This is a genomic window from Arthrobacter sp. Y3223151, from assembly GCF_059091125.1.
Window position 1 is genome coordinate 22,077 of sequence record NZ_JBNHGI010000011.1, and the last position, 16,446, is coordinate 38,522.

14 protein-coding genes and 1 tRNA gene are annotated in these 16,446 nt (G+C 68.3%); 9 read left to right on the plus strand and 6 right to left on the minus strand.

Annotated features, from left to right (window positions below; genetic code table 11):
• The first annotated feature begins 7 nt into the window (after positions 1-7).
• The 3 genes from dprA (at position 8) to AC5RUP_RS13950 (ending at position 3,003) form a co-directional block, all read left to right on the plus strand.
• The gene (gene dprA / locus AC5RUP_RS13940) at positions 8-1,204 is read left to right on the plus strand and encodes a DNA-processing protein DprA (protein WP_494153682.1); all 1,197 of its coding nucleotides are present in this window, start codon (positions 8-10) and stop codon (positions 1,202-1,204) included.
• Between the two features lie 91 nt (positions 1,205-1,295).
• Positions 1,296-2,249, plus strand: a complete 954-nt coding sequence (locus AC5RUP_RS13945) for a tyrosine recombinase XerC (RefSeq protein ID WP_494131675.1) — start codon at positions 1,296-1,298, stop codon at positions 2,247-2,249.
• Between the two features lie 250 nt (positions 2,250-2,499).
• Positions 2,500-3,003, plus strand: coding sequence for a DUF3145 domain-containing protein (locus AC5RUP_RS13950; protein ID WP_493977382.1), 504 nt, complete (start codon positions 2,500-2,502; stop codon positions 3,001-3,003).
• A 110-nt stretch (positions 3,004-3,113) separates the two neighbouring features.
• Here the strand turns inward: AC5RUP_RS13950 and fabF are convergent, their stop codons facing one another.
• From fabF to aceE, 6 genes are all read right to left on the minus strand, one after another.
• Entirely contained in the window at positions 3,114-4,349 is a 1,236-nt protein-coding gene (fabF, locus tag AC5RUP_RS13955; RefSeq protein ID WP_494069627.1) for a beta-ketoacyl-ACP synthase II, read from the minus strand.
• Positions 4,350-4,454: 105 nt separating this feature from the next.
• On the minus strand, positions 4,455-4,700 hold the full coding sequence (locus AC5RUP_RS13960) for an acyl carrier protein (RefSeq protein WP_127514824.1): 246 nt from the start codon (positions 4,698-4,700) through the stop codon (positions 4,455-4,457).
• 111 nt (positions 4,701-4,811) lie between these two features.
• A complete protein-coding gene (locus AC5RUP_RS13965; RefSeq protein WP_494154721.1) occupies positions 4,812-5,879 on the minus strand; it encodes a beta-ketoacyl-ACP synthase III in 1,068 nt (355 codons plus the stop codon).
• A complete protein-coding gene (locus tag AC5RUP_RS13970) occupies positions 5,876-6,841 on the minus strand; it encodes an ACP S-malonyltransferase (RefSeq protein WP_494158664.1) in 966 nt (321 codons plus the stop codon). The genes AC5RUP_RS13965 and AC5RUP_RS13970 overlap by 4 nt, the downstream gene beginning before the upstream one ends.
• Positions 6,842-6,937: 96 nt before the next feature.
• Positions 6,938-8,269, minus strand: coding sequence for a PucR family transcriptional regulator (locus AC5RUP_RS13975; RefSeq protein ID WP_494158665.1), 1,332 nt, complete (start codon positions 8,267-8,269; stop codon positions 6,938-6,940).
• A 127-nt stretch (positions 8,270-8,396) separates the two neighbouring features.
• The gene (gene aceE / locus AC5RUP_RS13980) at positions 8,397-11,138 is read right to left on the minus strand and encodes a pyruvate dehydrogenase (acetyl-transferring), homodimeric type (RefSeq protein WP_494153203.1); all 2,742 of its coding nucleotides are present in this window, start codon (positions 11,136-11,138) and stop codon (positions 8,397-8,399) included.
• Positions 11,139-11,523: 385 nt separating this feature from the next.
• Between aceE and AC5RUP_RS13985 the strand changes: the two genes are divergently transcribed.
• The 6 genes from AC5RUP_RS13985 to gnd all read left to right on the plus strand — a co-directional run bounded on the left by AC5RUP_RS13985 (position 11,524) and on the right by gnd (position 16,312).
• Positions 11,524-11,946, plus strand: coding sequence for a DUF3052 domain-containing protein (locus AC5RUP_RS13985; RefSeq protein WP_493986977.1), 423 nt, complete (start codon positions 11,524-11,526; stop codon positions 11,944-11,946).
• Complete coding sequence (locus AC5RUP_RS13990) at positions 11,943-12,407, plus strand: peroxiredoxin (protein ID WP_494153202.1); 465 nt, start codon at positions 11,943-11,945, stop codon at positions 12,405-12,407. Before AC5RUP_RS13985 ends, AC5RUP_RS13990 begins: the two co-directional genes overlap by 4 nt.
• Before the next feature lie 5 nt (positions 12,408-12,412).
• Positions 12,413-13,246, plus strand: coding sequence for an NAD-dependent protein deacetylase (locus AC5RUP_RS13995; protein ID WP_494153201.1), 834 nt, complete (start codon positions 12,413-12,415; stop codon positions 13,244-13,246).
• Between the two features lie 192 nt (positions 13,247-13,438).
• Positions 13,439-13,511: transfer RNA gene (locus AC5RUP_RS14000), tRNA-Val, on the plus strand.
• Between the two features lie 1,025 nt (positions 13,512-14,536).
• Complete coding sequence (locus AC5RUP_RS14005; RefSeq protein ID WP_494153200.1) at positions 14,537-14,749, plus strand: hypothetical protein; 213 nt, start codon at positions 14,537-14,539, stop codon at positions 14,747-14,749.
• A 126-nt stretch (positions 14,750-14,875) separates the two neighbouring features.
• Positions 14,876-16,312, plus strand: coding sequence for an NADP-dependent phosphogluconate dehydrogenase (gene gnd / locus AC5RUP_RS14010; protein ID WP_494153199.1), 1,437 nt, complete (start codon positions 14,876-14,878; stop codon positions 16,310-16,312).
• Positions 16,313-16,446 lie beyond the last annotated feature (134 nt).

The window sequence follows — 16,446 nt, forward strand, 5'->3', positions numbered from 1 at the left end:
AACCAGAATGACGCAACTGCCGTCCACCGATGAACGCCTTGCCAGGGCGGCGTTGTCCCGGCTGATGGAGCCGTCTGACTGGATCGGCCAGGCACTGGTCGCCGCTGCCGGCGCGCACGACGCCCTGAGAGTCGCCACCGGCCAGATCAAGGCCGGGCATGGTTTGCAGGCGGAATTGCTGCGCGCCCTTGACCGCGAACCCACTGCCTGCAACGCCCAGCCGCTCAACGACGCCCTCGAACGATGGGCGCCGCGCATTAAGGACCTTGCGCCGGGACGCGACCTGGCCGTGATCGGCAGGCTCGGCGGCACCGTGCTCATTCCCGGAGATGCCGTGTGGCCGGCGTCGTTGGCGGACCTCGGGCTGGGCGAACCGCTCTGCCTCTGGGCGCGGGGAAGGTTCACGGACGGCATCCCGGACGTCCGGTCGACGGTGGCCGTTGTCGGCTCCCGGGACAGCACGAATTACGGCAACCAGGTGACCGGCGACATCAGCAGCGGACTCGCACAGCGCGGCTATTGCGTGATTTCCGGCGGGGCCTACGGGATCGACGCGCAGGCCCATCGGTCGGCCCTGGCGGCGGAGACCGAACATGTCGCCACCATGGCGGTCATGGCCGGTGGCCTGGACCGGTACTACCCGGCCGGAAACGAAGAACTGCTCCGCGCCATCGCCAGCCGGGGGATCCTGCTGGCGGAAGTGCCGCCCGGCGCCGCACCCACACGTTGGAGATTCCTGCAACGAAACCGGCTCATCGCAGCGTTGGCCGCCGCAACCATCGTGGTGGAGGCCCACTGGCGCTCCGGGGCACTGAATACCGCCCATCACGCCGCAGGGCTTGGCCGCGGCGTGGGCGCCGTTCCCGGATCCGTCTACAGCGCGAACTCGGCCGGTACCCACCGGCTGCTGCGCGACGGGAGCGCAACTGCCGTCACGGATGCCGCAGAGGCGGCCGAGCTCGCGGGACCGCTGGGAACAGTGCAGGCCGGGAGTCAAGAGGTGCTCGCCGACCACGACGGACTCGGTGTGGACGACCTGCTGCTGCTCGACGCGCTGCCGGTTCGCCGGGGAAGCACCGTGGACAAGCTCGCCACCGTCGCGGGGATCCCGGTCCGCACCGTCCTCGCGGGACTCGGCCGGTTGGAAGCGGCAGGACTGGCCCTCCAGGACGCCACCGGCTGGCGCCGCGGGCGCAGGGACTGAGTAGGACGCAGGGAAGGAGGCGCGGCGGCAATTCGGCCCCGTTCCCGTGCGCCTCCTTGAGTTCGGCGGGCCGGGCCAGCAAAGTGAGGGGATGAGCTCTGCAGACCAACCCGAAGAGCAGGGCACCGGGCCGCTCCCACAGGCCTTCGACGCGGCCCTTGATGGCTTCGCCCGCTATCTGAAGGCGGAACGGGCTCGCTCGGAACACACCATCCGCGCCTATGTGACCGACGTCCGGCACCTGCTCGGCTACGCAGCGGAAAGCGGTGCCCGGGAGCTGCCGGACATCATGCTCGGCACCCTGCGGTCCTGGCTGGGCGCGATGAACGGAGCCGGCATGGCCAGATCCACGCTGGCGCGGCGCACGGCCACCGCCCGCACGTTCATGGGCTGGGCGCTGCGGGAAGAGCTCATCCACACCGATCCGTCGCTCCGGCTGAAGGCGCCCAAACGCAACGGCTCGCTGCCCACCGTGCTGCGCCCGGCCCAGGTCGACGAGTTGTTCCGGACGCTCGCCGAGGAAGCCGCCGAGGGGGAGCCGATGCCCCTGCGGGACCGGGCGATGATCGAACTGCTCTATGCCACCGGCGTGCGCGTCAGCGAGCTCGCGGGCCTGGACATCGACGACGTGGACAACGAACGCCGGACCATCCGCGTGCTCGGTAAGGGCAACAAGGAGCGCACCGTTCCGTTCGGCCTGCCGGCCGCCGTCGCCATGGACGACTGGCTGCGCCGCGGTCGGCCCAGGCTCGCCCGCGCGGAAAGCGGTCCGGCCCTGTTCCTGGGCCAACGGGGCAGGCGGGTGGACCCGCGCCAGGTGCGCTCCGTCGCGGCGAGGCTCTTCGGCCTGCTCGGCGACACCTCGGCCACCGGGCCGCACGCCCTCCGGCACAGCGCCGCCACGCACCTGTTGGACGGGGGAGCGGACCTCCGGGCAGTCCAGGAAATCCTCGGCCACAGCACTTTGGCGACCACCCAGCTCTACACCCACGTCTCGGTGGACCGGCTGCGCCGCAGCTACCAGCAGGCGCACCCGCGGGCCTGATCCCGGAGACACGGGAGGGCGGAACCAGGCCGTTCCGCCCGGAACACGGCCGCTGGGGGAGCCCCTGGACCGGCGTGCAGCGGCGGAACCGGCGACACGCCATAACACATTGGTAGTTACACTGGCGCAATTCGATGCCGTACGGCACAATGAGGAACGAAGCGTCGGAAACAGCAGTACTGACAAGTTCCATCCGTTGACAGGCTGAAGGTCGTTGGGGAAGACGTACCTACAGCAAATGGAGGATGGGATGTCTGTTGTGATGACGCGTGGAGTGCTGTTTGTGCATTCAGCACCTTCGGCACTGTGCCCGCATATCGAGTGGGCCGTCGGATCCGTCGTGGACAAGCGAACGGATCTCGAGTGGACCCCGCAGCCTGCCGCGCCCGGAATGTACCGGGCCGAGCTGTCGTGGGTCGGCGCGCAGGGGACCGGCGCCATGCTGGCTTCCGCCCTGCGCGGCTGGGCCCACCTGCGCTATGAAGTCGCCGAAGAGCCGAGCGCCGGGGTGGACGGCGGCCGCTGGTCGCACACGCCCGAACTCGGCATCTTCCACGCCATGACCGACGTCCACGGAAACATCATGGTGAGCGAGGACCGCATCCGCTACGCCTACGAAGCCGGTGCCGGCGATCCCGCTGCCGTCTACCACGAACTGTCCCTCGCCCTGGGCGAGGCCTGGGACGAAGAACTCGAGCCTTTCCGCCACGCCGCCGAAGGCGCCCCCGTGCGCTGGCTGCACCAGGTCGGCTGACGCCGGCTCACTCCCTCCTCCATCCACGCAAAAGGGAGGGCGACCGGTAATAACCGGCCGCCCTCCCTTTCGTGTTGCCCGCAGGCAAGCACATGGTGAACGGTGAACTGCTAGACGTTGCGGAACACGACGACGGCGTTGTGGCCGCCGAACCCGAAGGAGTTGTTCAGCGCGACGATGTCGCCCTGCGGCAGGTCGCGGGCGGAGGTGACCACATCCAGCGGGATCTCCGGGTCCTGGTTGTCCAGGTTGATCGTGGCCGGAGCGCGGCGTTCGTAGACGGCCATCACGGTCATCACGGACTCCACGGCGCCCGACGCGCCGAGCAGGTGGCCGGTCTGCGACTTGGTCGCGGAGACGGCAACGTTGCCGACATGGTCCCCGAGCGCGGCCTTCAAGGCAGTGTATTCCGGCTTGTCGCCGACAGGAGTGGACGTGGCGTGGGCGTTGACGTGCACCACGTCGGTCGCCTGTGCCCGGGCATCGAACAGTGCGGCCTTCAGCGCGCGGGTGGCGCCAAGCCCCTCGGGATCCGGGGCGGTGATGTGGTAAGCATCGGCGGTGACGCCGGAGCCGGCGAGCTCGGCATAGATGCGGGCACCGCGGGCCAAAGCATGTTCCTCGGCCTCGAGCACCAGCGCGCCGGCGCCTTCGCCCATCACGAAGCCGTCCCGGTCCAGGTCGTACGGGCGCGAAGCACGCTCGGGGTCGTCGTTGCGCCTGGACAGGGCCTGCATCGCGCTGAACGCCGCGATGGGCATGGGGTGGATCGCGGCCTCGGCGCCGCCGGTCATGACCACGTCGGCCTTGCCGGCGCGGATCAGGTCGATGCCCAAGGCCATGGCTTCGGTGCCGGAAGCGCAGGCGGAGACCGGGGTGTGGGCGCCGGCGCGGGCTCCCAGGTCCATGCTCACGGCCGCGGCCGGGCCGTTCGGCATCAGCATGGGCACTGTCATCGGCAGCACCCGCCGGGGCCCGCGGTCGCGCAGGGTGTCCCACGCGTCAAGCAGCGTCCACACGCCGCCGATACCGGTGGCGAAAGCCACGGCCAGGCGGTCGTGGTCCACCTCTTCGATGCCGGAGTCTTTCCAGGCCTCACGGGCCGCCACCACGGCGAACTGGGTGGAGGGGTCCATCCGCTTGGCTTCGACCCGGGTCAGTACTTCGTCCGGGCGGTTGCTGGCCTGGGCGGCGAACGTCACCGGCAGCTCGTACTGGGCTACCCAATCATCTTCGAGGGTACGGGCCCCGGAAACGCCCTTGAGCGCATTCCGCCACATCGTGGGGACGTCGCCGCCGATCGGGGTGGTGGCGCCGAGGCCGGTGATGACTACTTTGCGTGCCATTGATTCATTCTCTCAATAGTGATTGGGCAATAAATCCGGTGCGGCGGCCGGACCGGGGGTCACCCGCCGGCCGCCGAGTCCCGGGAGCCCCCGGGCGGCGCGGAACTACGCCTGGGCGTTGACGATGAAGTTGACGGCGTCACCGACGGTCTTGAGGTTCTTGACCTCTTCGTCCGGGATGCGCACGCCGAACTTTTCCTCGGCGTTGACCACGATGGTCATCATCGAGATGGAATCGATGTCCAGGTCATCGGTGAAGGACTTGTCCATCTCGACAGCCTCCGGGGCCAGGCCGGTCTCTTCATTGACGATCTCGGCCAGACCGGCCAGGATTTCTTCGTTGCTAGCCATGGTGGCTCCTTTTCTTGTGCTGCCGGACGGTGTCCGGACGGGGTGTCAAACCGCGGTCTGCGGCCTGGTTCTGGTGGGAATGTAGGGGAGGCCCGACTACCGCAAGGCAGTCTACGGCAGGACGATGACCTGCGCGCCGAAGACCAGGCCGGCGCCGAAGCCGATCTGCAGGGCGAATCCTCCGGAGAGCGCGGGGTTCTCCTGCAACAGGCGGTGGGTGGCCAAGGGGATGGACGCCGCCGAGGTGTTGCCGGCGTCGGCGATGTCCCGCGCCACGACCACGCTCTCGGGCAGCTTCAGCTGCTTGACCATCTCGTCGATGATGCGCATGTTCGCCTGGTGCGGCACGAACGCGGCGAGGTCTTCGGGCTGCAGGCCGGCCGCCTCCAGCGCCTGCTTGGCTACCTTGGCCATTTCCCAGACCGCCCAGCGGAACACGGATGGGCCGTCCTGCCGCAGCGTGGGCCAGAGCTTGTGGTCATTCTCGTCGAAGGTGTCCGAGACGGCCGAGAGCGAGCCGGCGGCCTCTGCGGCCAGCGAGAGCTCGCGGACGTGGTTGAGCGAGTGGGTCATGCTGATGGTGTCCCACTTGCTGCCGTCGGAGCCCCAGACCGGCTTGCTGATGCCCGGCGTGTCGGACGGGCCCACGATGACGGCGCCGGCGCCGTCGCCCAGCAGGAACGAGATCGTCCGCTCGGTGTTGTCGATGACGTCGGAGAGCTTCTCCGCGCCGACCACCAGCACGTAGTCGGCGGTTCCGGAGCGGACCAGGGCATCGGCCTGAGCAATGCCGTAGCAGTAGCCGGCGCAGGCGGCGGAGATATCGAAGGCGGGAGCCGGGGTGGCGCCGATCCGGTCGGCCAGGGCCGCGGCGGCCGACGGCGTGGCGTAGGGATGGGAGACGGTGGAGACGAGGACGGCCCCGAGCTGGTCGCCGGTGATGCCGGCCTGGGCCATCGCTTCCTTGGCGGCGCCTTCGGCCATGTCCAGCACGGACGTGTTGGCGCCCGCCCGGTGACGGGTCACGATTCCGGTCCGCTGGCGGATCCACTCGTCGGAGGAATCGATCCACTGGCAGACGTCGTCGTTGGTGACGATGACGTCCGGACGGTACGCTCCGATGCCCAGGATGCGCGTGAAGTCGCGTAGCGGGGTCTGCTGGATGACGGGTGTGCTCACTGCTCGGATTCTCCAGACGTGCGGTTCAGGACGGGGGTCTGTTCGGTGTGCTCGGCGATGAAGGCGCGGGCCGCTTCCAGGTCTTCCGGCGACTTCAGGGCCATGGTTGCTACGCCCTTCATGCCGCGCTTGGCCAGCCCGGCGAGGGTGCCGGCCGGCGGCAGCTCCAGCAGCCCGGTGACGCCGACGGACACCAGCTTCTCCATGCACTTGTCCCAGCGGACCGGGCGCGACACCTGGGCGATCAGGCTGTCCAGGTTCTCGTCGCCGCCGAAGACCGGTTCGCCGTCGTAATTGGAGAGCAGGGTCAGCGACGGCAGGGCCGGCTTCAGCTGGGGACGCAGGGTTTCCAGCGCGCTGACCGCCGGGGCCATGTGTTCGGTGTGGAAGGCGCCGGCGACCTTCAGCGGGATCACCCGCGCCTTGGCCGGCGGATTCGCGGCGAACGCCTGCAGCTGCTCGAGCGTGCCGGCGGCCACGGTCTGGCCGCCGCCGTTGGCGTTGGCCGGGGTGAGCCCGGCCGCTTCGATCGCGGCGAGCACGTCGTCCGGGTCCCCGCCGAGCACGGCGCTCATCCCGGTCGGGGTCTGCGCGGCGGCGCGCGCCATGGCGTTCGCCCGCTCGCGCACGAAGTTCATGGCATCGTTCTCGGTCAGCGCGCCGGCGATGGCGGACGCCGTAATTTCACCCACGGAGTGGCCGGCCACGACGGTGGACAGGTCGAGCGGCTCATCGGCGGTCAGGGCGCGGGCGGCCAGCAGGCCGGCGGCCACGATCAGGGGCTGGGCGACGGCGGTGTCCTTGATGGTCTCCTCATCGGACACGGTGCCGTGCGTGAGAAGGTCCAGCTGGGCGATGTCGCTGAGCAGTCCGAGGTGTTCGGGCACACCGGGGACCTCGAGCCAGGGATTGAGGATTCCGGGCGTCTGGGAACCCTGGCCCGGGCAGACTATTGCAAGCACGTATTCAAGCTTTCCAAAGAGGAGGCGGTTTCCACGGTGTTTCGGCACACGAAGCTCGCCGAACCGCTTTGTAGGAAGTCTACAAGGTGCCGCGGACTACTGCCGAGCCGGCGCGCGGTCCTTCGGGTTCCGCGCGGGAGCCATCAGGCGGCCCACGCCGAGGGCAGTCTGGAGCACGAAGGCCTCCCGCGGCAGCAGCGGATCCCAGCCGGTCACGTCGCAGACCCGGCGCAGCCGGTAGCGCACCGTGTTGGCGTGGACGAACAGTTCCCGCGCCGTGGCTTCCAGCGAATGCCCCAGCGACAGGTAGCTGGAGAGCGTTTCGACCAGCCCGTTGCCGGCGTTGAGCAGCGGCACGTAAATGTACTTGTAGAGGTCGCGGCGCGCGGCGTCGTCGCCGGACATCACCCGTTCGGGCCACAGGTCGTTGGCGGCCACGGGACGCGGCGCGGCCGGCCAGGCCTTGGCCGCGTTAAGCCCGGCGAAGGCGGCCTGGGCCGAGGTGCTGGCGTCCACCAGCGAGCGGGCCTCCGGGCCGTAGACCACCGGCCCGGGCCCGAAGAGTTCGGCCAGGCGCACGAAGGCGGTGTCCTGGTCCGACAGGCCGCCCAGCACCAGGATCAGCCGCTCGCCCTGGATGCCCACCAGTGTGTCGGCGGCGTAGCGGGAGCTGGCGCGGCGCAGTTCGGTCACGAAGCTGGGGCCCGGTTCACCGGGGGAGCCGCCCACCATCACCGTGATGGGCCCGGTGGTCTTCCAGCCGACCGCGGCGATCCGGGAGCGCAGGGCGTCGGAGCTTTCGCCGCGGAGGATCGCATCCACGACCAGCGCCTCGAGCCGGGTATCCCAGGAGCCGCGCGTCTCGGCGGCGCGGGCGTACACGTCGGCGGCAGCGAAGGCGACCTCCCGGGAATAGCGCAGCACCGCTTCGCGCAGTTGGGCCTCGTCGCTTTCGCCGGCAAGGTCCGGCACTTCGTCTTCGACGGCTTCGACCACCACGCGGATCAGTTGCAGGGCGCGTTGCAGGCTAATGGAGCGGGTCAGCTCGGTGGGGGCGGTGCCGAAGACGTCGTTCATCACCCAGGCCGGGGACGTGGGGCGTTCGTACCACGTCACGAACGACGCGATGCCCTTTTGCGCCACCAAACCGAGGGCGGAGCGTTCGTCCGGCCGCAACCCGCGGTACCAGGGCAGGTCCGACTCCAGCCGCTTCAGGGTCACCGTCGCCAGCGCCCCGACCTTGGTCCGCAGCCGCTCCAAGGTTGCCGGGTTGCCAGTGGCGGCCCGGTCGCCCTTCCGCCCTGCGCCGGCGCGGCGCCCGCCGGCGGCGGAGGTCGACGGCGTCGCCTGCCGTGCCGTGGTTTTCTTGGCGGCCGTCGTGCCCGGTGGGGCAGCCGTCTTGGCAGGTTCGGTCCGGGCGTGGGGCATGCAACGAGCATACGCACTTGCCCGGGCAAGCTCCATTCCGGCTTTTGTGTGGTTCCTACTAAAACAGGCGGCGGACCCGGCCGCAAAGCGCCGGGTCCGCCGCCCGTCGGGTGGCGTGTTGCCGCGGCTAGGAGTCGCCGCCGGCGTTGCCCGAGGTGCCCGCGTTGACGTCCATCAGGCGGTACTTGTCGAACGCGTCCCGCGGCACATTCTGATCGACTTCGCCGCGGCGGGCCAGCATCTGCAGTGCCCGGACCACGATCGAGTGGCTGTCGATCTTGAAGAAGCGCCGGGCCGCGGCCCGCGTGTCGGAGAACCCGAAGCCGTCGGCGCCCAGGGTCGCGAACTCGTTGGGCAGGTACTGCCGGATCTGGTCCGGCACGGCCGCCATGTAGTCGCTGACCGCCACGATCGGGCCGGTCGCCCCTTCGAGCTGCTGGGCCACGAAGGGCTTGCGCGGCTCGGCGCCGGGGTTCAGGAACGCCTCCTCCTCGGCGGCCAGGCCGTCGCGGCGCAGTTCGTTCCAGCTGGTCACCGACCAGACGTCGGCGGAGACGCCCCAGTCATCGGCCAGCAGCTGCTGGGCTTCCAGCGCCCACGGCACGGCCACGCCGGAGGCCAGCAGCTGGGTGCGGGGCCCGTCGACCTTGGCCGGAGCCAGCAGGTAGATGCCCTTGACCAGGCCCTCGACGTCCAGTTCCTCCGGTTCGGCGGGCTGGACGATCGGCTCGTTGTACACGGTCAGGTAGTACATCACGTTGGGATCCGGATGGTTCCCGCCGTACATGCGCTCCAGGCCGGCGCGGATGATGTGTCCGATCTCGTACCCGTAGGCCGGGTCGTAGGTGACGACCGCCGGGTTGGTGGAGGCGAGGACCGGGGAGTGCCCGTCCGCGTGCTGCAGGCCCTCGCCGGTCAGGGTGGTCCGTCCCGCGGTAGCGCCGATTACGAAGCCGCGGGCCATCTGGTCGGCGGCGGCCCAGAAGAAGTCACCGGTGCGCTGGAAGCCGAACATCGAGTAGAAGATGTAGATCGGCACCAAGGGCTCGCCGTGGGTGGCGTAGGAGGTGCCGACGGCGGTGAAGGCGGCGGTGGAGCCGGATTCGTTGATGCCCGTATGCAGGATCTGTCCCTGTGGGGATTCCTTGTACGCCAGGACCAAATCGCGGTCCACGGAGAGGTAGTTCTGCCCCTTGGGGTTGTAGATCTTGGCGGTCGGGAAGAACGAGTCCATGCCGAAGGTCCGTGCCTCGTCCGGAATGATCGGGACCACGCGGGCACCGAATTCCTTGTCCCGCATCAGGTCCTTCAGCAGGCGCACGAACGCCATGGTGGTGGCCGCCTGCTGTTTCCCGGAGCCGCGCTTGGCAACCTCGTACGCCTTGTCCTCGGGCAGGTGCAGCTGCTGGTGCGCGGTCCGGCGCTCCGGCACGGCGCCGCCGAGCGCGGCCCGGCGTTCCATCATGTACTTGATCTCCGGGGTGTCCGGGCCCGGCCGGTAGTACGGCGGCCGGTACGGATCGGCCTCGAGCTGCTCGTCCGAGATCGGGATGCGCAGGTGGTCGCGGAAGTCCTTCAGGTCCTGCAGGGTCAGCTTCTTCATCTGGTGGGTCGCGTTGCGGCCCTCGAAGTGCGTGCCCAGGCCGTAGCCCTTGACCGTCTGGGCGAGGACCACCGTGGGCTTGCCCTTGAATTCGGTGGCGGCGCGGTAGGCGGCGTAGACCTTGTGGTAGTCGTGGCCGCCGCGCTTGAGGTTCCAGATCTGCTCGTCGGTCATGTCCGCGACCATTTCCTTGGTCTGCGGGGTCTTGCCGAAGAAGTGCTCGCGGACAAACCCGCCGGATTCGGCCTTGTAGGTCTGGTAGTCGCCGTCGAGGGTGGAGTTCATGATGTCCACCAGCGCGCCGTCATGGTCCTTGGCGAGCAGTTCGTCCCACTCCCGGCCCCAGGTCACCTTGATGACATGCCAGCCGGCGCCGCGGAAGAAGGCCTCGAGCTCCTGCATGATCTTGCCGTTGCCGCGCACCGGCCCGTCGAGGCGCTGCAGGTTGCAGTTGATCACGAACGTGAGGTTGTCCAGCTTTTCGTTGGCAGCCAGCTGCAGGAAGCCGCGCGACTCCGGTTCGTCCATCTCGCCGTCGCCCAGGAAGGCCCAGACGTGCTGGTCGGAGGTGTCCTTGATCCCGCGGTTCTGCAGGTAGCGGTTGAGCTGCGCCTGGTAGATGGCGTTGGCCGGGCCGATGCCCATGGAGACGGTGGGGAATTCCCAGAACTCGGGCATGGAGCGCGGGTGCGGGTAGGAGGGCAGGGCATGGCCTTCGCGGGACTTTTCCTGCCGGAAGCCGTCCAGGTCCTCCTCGGACAGCCGGCCTTCCAAGAAGGCGCGCGCGTACATGCCGGGGGAGGCGTGGCCCTGGAAGAAGATCTGGTCGCCGCCGCCGGGGTGGTCCTTGCCGCGGAAGAAGTGGTTGAAGCCCACTTCGTAGAGGGTGGCCGCGCCGGCGTACGTGGAGATGTGTCCGCCCACGCCGATGTCCGGACGCTGGGCCCGGTGCACCAGCATGGCCGCGTTCCAGCGCATCCAGGCGCGGTAGCGGCGCTCGATCTCCTCGTCGCCCGGGAACTCCGGCTCCTGGTCGACCGGAATGGTATTGACGTAGTCCGTGGTGGTCACCATCGGCACGCCGACGCTCTGCGCACCCGCACGCTGCAGGATGGAGCGGACAATAAACTGGGCCCGTTCGGTGCCCTGGCTCTCCACCAGACCGTCGAAGGACTCAATCCATTCGGCGGTTTCTTCGGGATCGCGATCCGGCAGCTGGCTTGTCAGCCCGCTCAGGATGTGCGAGGTATCTTCTCCTGCGCTCACGTCCAACCTCTCATACGTGCAGATTGTGTCTGCGCCTTACGTGGCATAGCGACCCGGCGCATGGTCCGGCCGGGAGATATTCTTCAGTGCCACTCTAACTGTTCACGGCATTACAACGCAGCCGGAGCCGGCCGTGCCACTTGTTACGACGACGGCGGAGGCCGCACCGCCGACGCCGTTGCCGGACGCACGGACACCGTTTCCGTAGGGCCCCCGCCGTCGTCCCTTAAGAAAGAGGCGTAAAGCGGCGCCGCGGCGCGGCAAAAACCGGCAGCGTCTTGCGGGTGGCTTGAAGCGAGGGCGATTAGGGTGTTGGCTTGTAACTAGCAACACGCCCATCGCCATCGGTGGGATGAATCAATACGTTCCATACAGGAGGAGCACAGTGGGCGAGGCCGAAGCCGCCGCGGTAGAGAATGTGGCAGGCAATTTGGGTTTCAAAGACGGGGACCTGATCCAGGAATTCGGCTATGACGAGGACGTGGACTTCGATCTGCGTGACGACATCGAGGACCTCACCGGCTCCGAACTGCTGACCGAGGACGACCACGACGTGGTGGACGCAGTGATCCTGTGGTGGCGTGACGGCGACGGCGACCTCGTGGACGCGCTGGTCGACACGCAGACAACCCTCGGGCCGGGCGGGGTGGTCTGGGTGCTGACGCCGAAGTCCGGCCGGGACGGCTACGTGCCGCCGGCCGACGTCCAGGAAGCGGCGCCTACTGCCGGCCTGCACGTGACCACTTCCGCCGGCGTATCCGGCGATTGGGCCGCCACCCGGCTGGTCAGCAAGCGGACCAACAAGTGACCGCGGACGCACCCCGGACCGGGCTGCCCGCACCCGATTTCGAGCTGGCCAACCAGTTCGGCGAACCCGTCAGGCTCTCCGCCCTGCGCGGTGAGAACGTCGTGCTGGTCTTCTACCCGTTCGCTTTCTCCGGCATCTGCACCGGCGAGCTGTGTGAGTTGCGCGACGATCTGGGCCTCTTCCGCAGCGAGAATGCCCGCGTGCTGGCCGTGTCCGTCGACCATAAGTTCGCCCTGCGCGCGTTCGCGGAGCAGGAGGGCTACGAGTTCGACCTGTTGGCCGACTTCTGGCCGCACGGCGATGCGGCCAAGGCCTACGGCGTGTTCGACGACGACTCCGGCATGGCGCTGCGCGGTACCTTCATCATCGACGCCGAAGGGATCTTGCGGCACGTAATCCGCAATCCCCGCAGCCAGGCCCGCGACATCCAGGAATACCACCGCGTGCTGAAAGAGCTCTAGCCGCCATGGAGTTGCTGCGGCCGGCGCTCGAGATCCTGGCTGGACGCAGTCTGGCCGTGTTGACCGGCGCGGGCCTCAGCACCGATTCCGGCATCCCGGACTACCGCGGCCCCACCTCCGTCCCGCGCGCACCGATGACCTACCAGCAGTTCGTCGGCGACGAGGACCTGCGCCGCCGCTACTGGGCGCGCAACCACGTCGGCTGGCGGCACATGCACCACGCCGCGCCCAACCTTGGCCACTACGCGCTGGCAGCGATGGAGCAGAACGGCCTGCTCAGCGGCCTGATCACGCAGAACGTGGACCGGCTGCATGAGGACGCCGGGAGCGTGAACGTCATTGACCTGCATGGGCGTTTCGACCGGGTGATCTGCCTGGCCTGCGGGGACGTGACCAGTCGCTCCTCGCTGGCGGTGCGGCTGGAGGAACTCAACCCCGCCTACGCCGCCGCCGGCGATGCCGGCGACGTCGCTCCGGATGCCGATGCCGACGTCGCCGACACCTCCCGCTTCGTCGTGGCCGACTGCCTGGTCTGCGGCGGCATGCTCAAGCCGGACTTCGTCTACTTCGGCGAGAATGTCCCCAAGGACCGGGTGGCGGCGGCCTACGCCATGGTGGACGACGGCGGGGCGCTGCTGGTTGCCGGGTCCTCGCTCACCGTGATGAGCGGCCTGCGGTTCGTCCGGCACGCCGCCAAACAGGGCAAACCCGTAGTGATCATCAACCGCGGCGCCACCCGCGGCGACGAACTGGCCGACCTGAAGCTGGAAACGGGCGTCTCCGAGGCTCTCGGCCACTTGGCTGCGGAGTTGCCGGGCCGGCTCCCCAAGCCGGCCTGAGGCGCTGCCAGGAGGACGTGCTGCCCATCCGGGCGCCGGCTGCTCCCCCTGAGGAAGGTCTCAGGTTACAGGTTGCATCGTGTTGATCCGCACGTGAATTTGGTTGGCGTTCACGCCGGTTTATCCGGTAGAGTAAATCCTCGTGATGTTGCGGCGGATAACGCTCCGCGGTCCCGCTTTCGACATTACAACGGGTCTTTAGCTCAGCTGGTAGAGCGCCACGTTTACACCGTGGATGTCATCGGTTCGATCCCGGTAGGACCCACGAACAAACCCCGCACTGTCAGGCCAGTCGCCTGGGAGCGCGGGGTTTTTTCGTGCCCATGCCCCCGCATGCGCCGAGCCGCAGTTTCCGGTTCCCGGGTAGCGGGCCCCCCATTCCTGAGCGAATCTTGGGGTTCAGCGGACGGCTGCCGGTGTATCGTGGGGCTCCCGGTAGCCGCTGCAGGGGGCAGGGGAGCCGGATGGATGAGGTAACGGCCCCGCCCGCTGTTGGGGGATGGGCGGGGCTGTCCCTCGGAGTTGGGGATGCCGGATGAGGTGTTAGTCCGCGCCCAGCCTCCGACCACGTCGGAACTCTTCCCCCGATGCAAGGGGGCTCCCAGGTCCCCAACCGGGTCTTCCACGCTGCCCGGCAAGCGGCACCGACCTGCCGCGAGGCTTCCGGCCGGAAATGGGAAAAAGCTGCCAGCCATACTCGCCGGTCGTGAGGATCTTCGTCCCCCGGATCGCCGTCCATTCACAGGTCCAAAGGGAAAGGCACTGTCCCGTGAGGGACAGTGCCTTTCGGGGCAGCCGTTAGATGGGGGATCAACGGAACTGCCAGGGGATAAGCGGTGCAGCAACCGGGAGATGGGGGCTCCCGGGCGTTCAATGCCACCGCCAAGCCACAGTCTGCCATGACCCGTGGGCATTTCTCAACCACCAAGATTGATCTGGCAAACGTGTCACTCAATATCCGCTTTTCCGGGCCAAAAGCCGGCACTGGGCCATACCATCCGCGACCCGCAGATGGGCGCAATCGGCCCCAATTGCGCCGATCTTAAGCCAAGACAGAGCAGCTGCTGAGTCGTGCAATAACGGTTAAGCAACGGCGTCTCCAAACCCTCCACAACGGGCCTTGGGTCTGCAAGGCTGAAGCGGTCATGCCGGCTTTCGTGAGGGGCAACAATGGAGAAGTTCTGCCGTAGTGCAGGCCACACTTTCATCCCTGCGCGCTCCTTCTCGGCACGGCTCTGTGCTTGCTCCGGCACGCACCGCCGGCCTTGCTCGGGACAAGACGCCGGCCGGATGCCCGGGCAGGACGTGCTGGATGAAGCAGAGCTGACCGCGGCAACGCCTCGTGCATCGACTCCCCGCCCGGATCCCGGCACGGACGCCGTCGCCGGCAGTGGCATTCCCGGCGCGCTGTCCGGCCGTGGCTCTCCCGACGGGGACGACGCGGACGATGCCGCAATCGACGCCTGGCTGCGCTTCCGTCCCTCGGCTGCCGCCGGCGAATGAGTCACAGCTAACGCCAGCCCGCTTAGCCGGTGCCGCCGGTCGGGATTAGGCTTGGGGAGGAACCTCGGCCCGCTCGGGCTGTACGCTGACGTCCCTGACCGCGGGGACCGCACACATGGAGACTCAATGAGCGCACACATCGGTGTGACAGGTCTGGCCGTCATGGGCGCCAACCTGGCACGGAACTTCGCCCGCAACGGCTTCACGGTCGCCCTGCACAACCGCTCCGTGGAAAAGACGGACGCCCTGCTGTCCGCCCACGGCGACGAGGGCGACTTCATCCGCACCGAGTCGCTGCAGGAGCTGGTGGACAACCTGCAGAAGCCCCGCCGCGTGCTCATCATGGTCAAGGCCGGCAAGCCGGTCGACTCGGTCATCGAGCAGTTGGTGCCGTTGCTGGAAGAGGGCGACATCGTCATCGACGCCGGCAACTCGCACTACGAGGACACCCGGCGCCGTGAGGCCGCCCTGGCCGAGAAGGGGCTGCACTTCGTGGGCATCGGGGTCTCGGGCGGCGAGGAAGGGGCGCTCCTCGGACCGTCCATCATGCCCGGCGGTTCCCGGCAGTCCTACGATTCACTCGGCCCCATGCTGGAAAAGATCTCCGCCAAGTACGACGGCGAACCCTGCTGCAGCTGGGTGGGCACCGATGGCGCGGGCCACTTCGTGAAGATGGTGCACAACGGTATCGAGTACGCTGACATGCAGGTCATCGGCGAGGCCTACGACCTGCTCCGCACCGGTGCCGGCCTGGAGCCGCAGCAACAGGCCGAGATCTTCACCGCCTGGAATAAGACCGAGCTCTCGTCCTTCCTCATCGAGATCACCGCGGAGGTGCTCGCGCACACCGACGCCAAGACCGGCAAGCCGTTCGTCGACGTGGTGGTGGACTCCGCCGGGCAGAAGGGCACCGGGCGCTGGACCGTCGTCTCCGCACTGGAGCTCGGATCGCCGGTCTCCGGCATTGCCGAGTCGGTTTTCGCGCGCGGCCTTTCCTCGCAGCGCGGCCAGCGGGCGATTGCCCAGGACGTGCTCTCAGGGCACGAAGAGGACGTTAAGGTCCCCCAGAGCTTCGTCGAGGACGTCCGCCAGGCGCTGTTCGCGTCCAAGCTGGTCAGCTACGCCCAGGGCATCGACATGCTCGGTTCCGCCGCGGGCGAGTACGGCTGGGACCTGAAGCTGGACGAGATCGCCTCGCTCTGGCGCGCCGGCTGCATCATCCGCGCAGAACTGCTGGACGACATCATGAAGGCCTACGCCGGCGACTCCAAGCCGGAAAACCTGCTCTTCGCCCCGGCCTTCGCCGAAGCGATCGGCGCGGCAGTCCCCGCCTGGCGCCGCGTGGTGGCCACCGCCGTCCAGCTGGGCATCCCGGTACCGGTGTTCGCATCCTCGCTGGCCTACTACGACGGGCTGCGCCGTAAGCGCCTGCCTGCCGCCCTGACCCAGGGCCTGCGCGACCTCTTCGGCGCCCACACCTACGGGCGGACGGACGCCGAAGGCACCTTCCACACCCTTTGGAGCGGCGACAAGTCCGAGGTTTCCGCGGTCGACACGCACTGAAACTTAACTGTGGCGAACGCCCCGTACCTGCACAAGCAGATGCGGGGCGTTCGCTGTTTGCACGGTGAGTATTAGGCGTCTTGCCGCGACTCAACTCCTGTTCGGTCGACGGCTCCGGCGGCTTCAACCCGGTT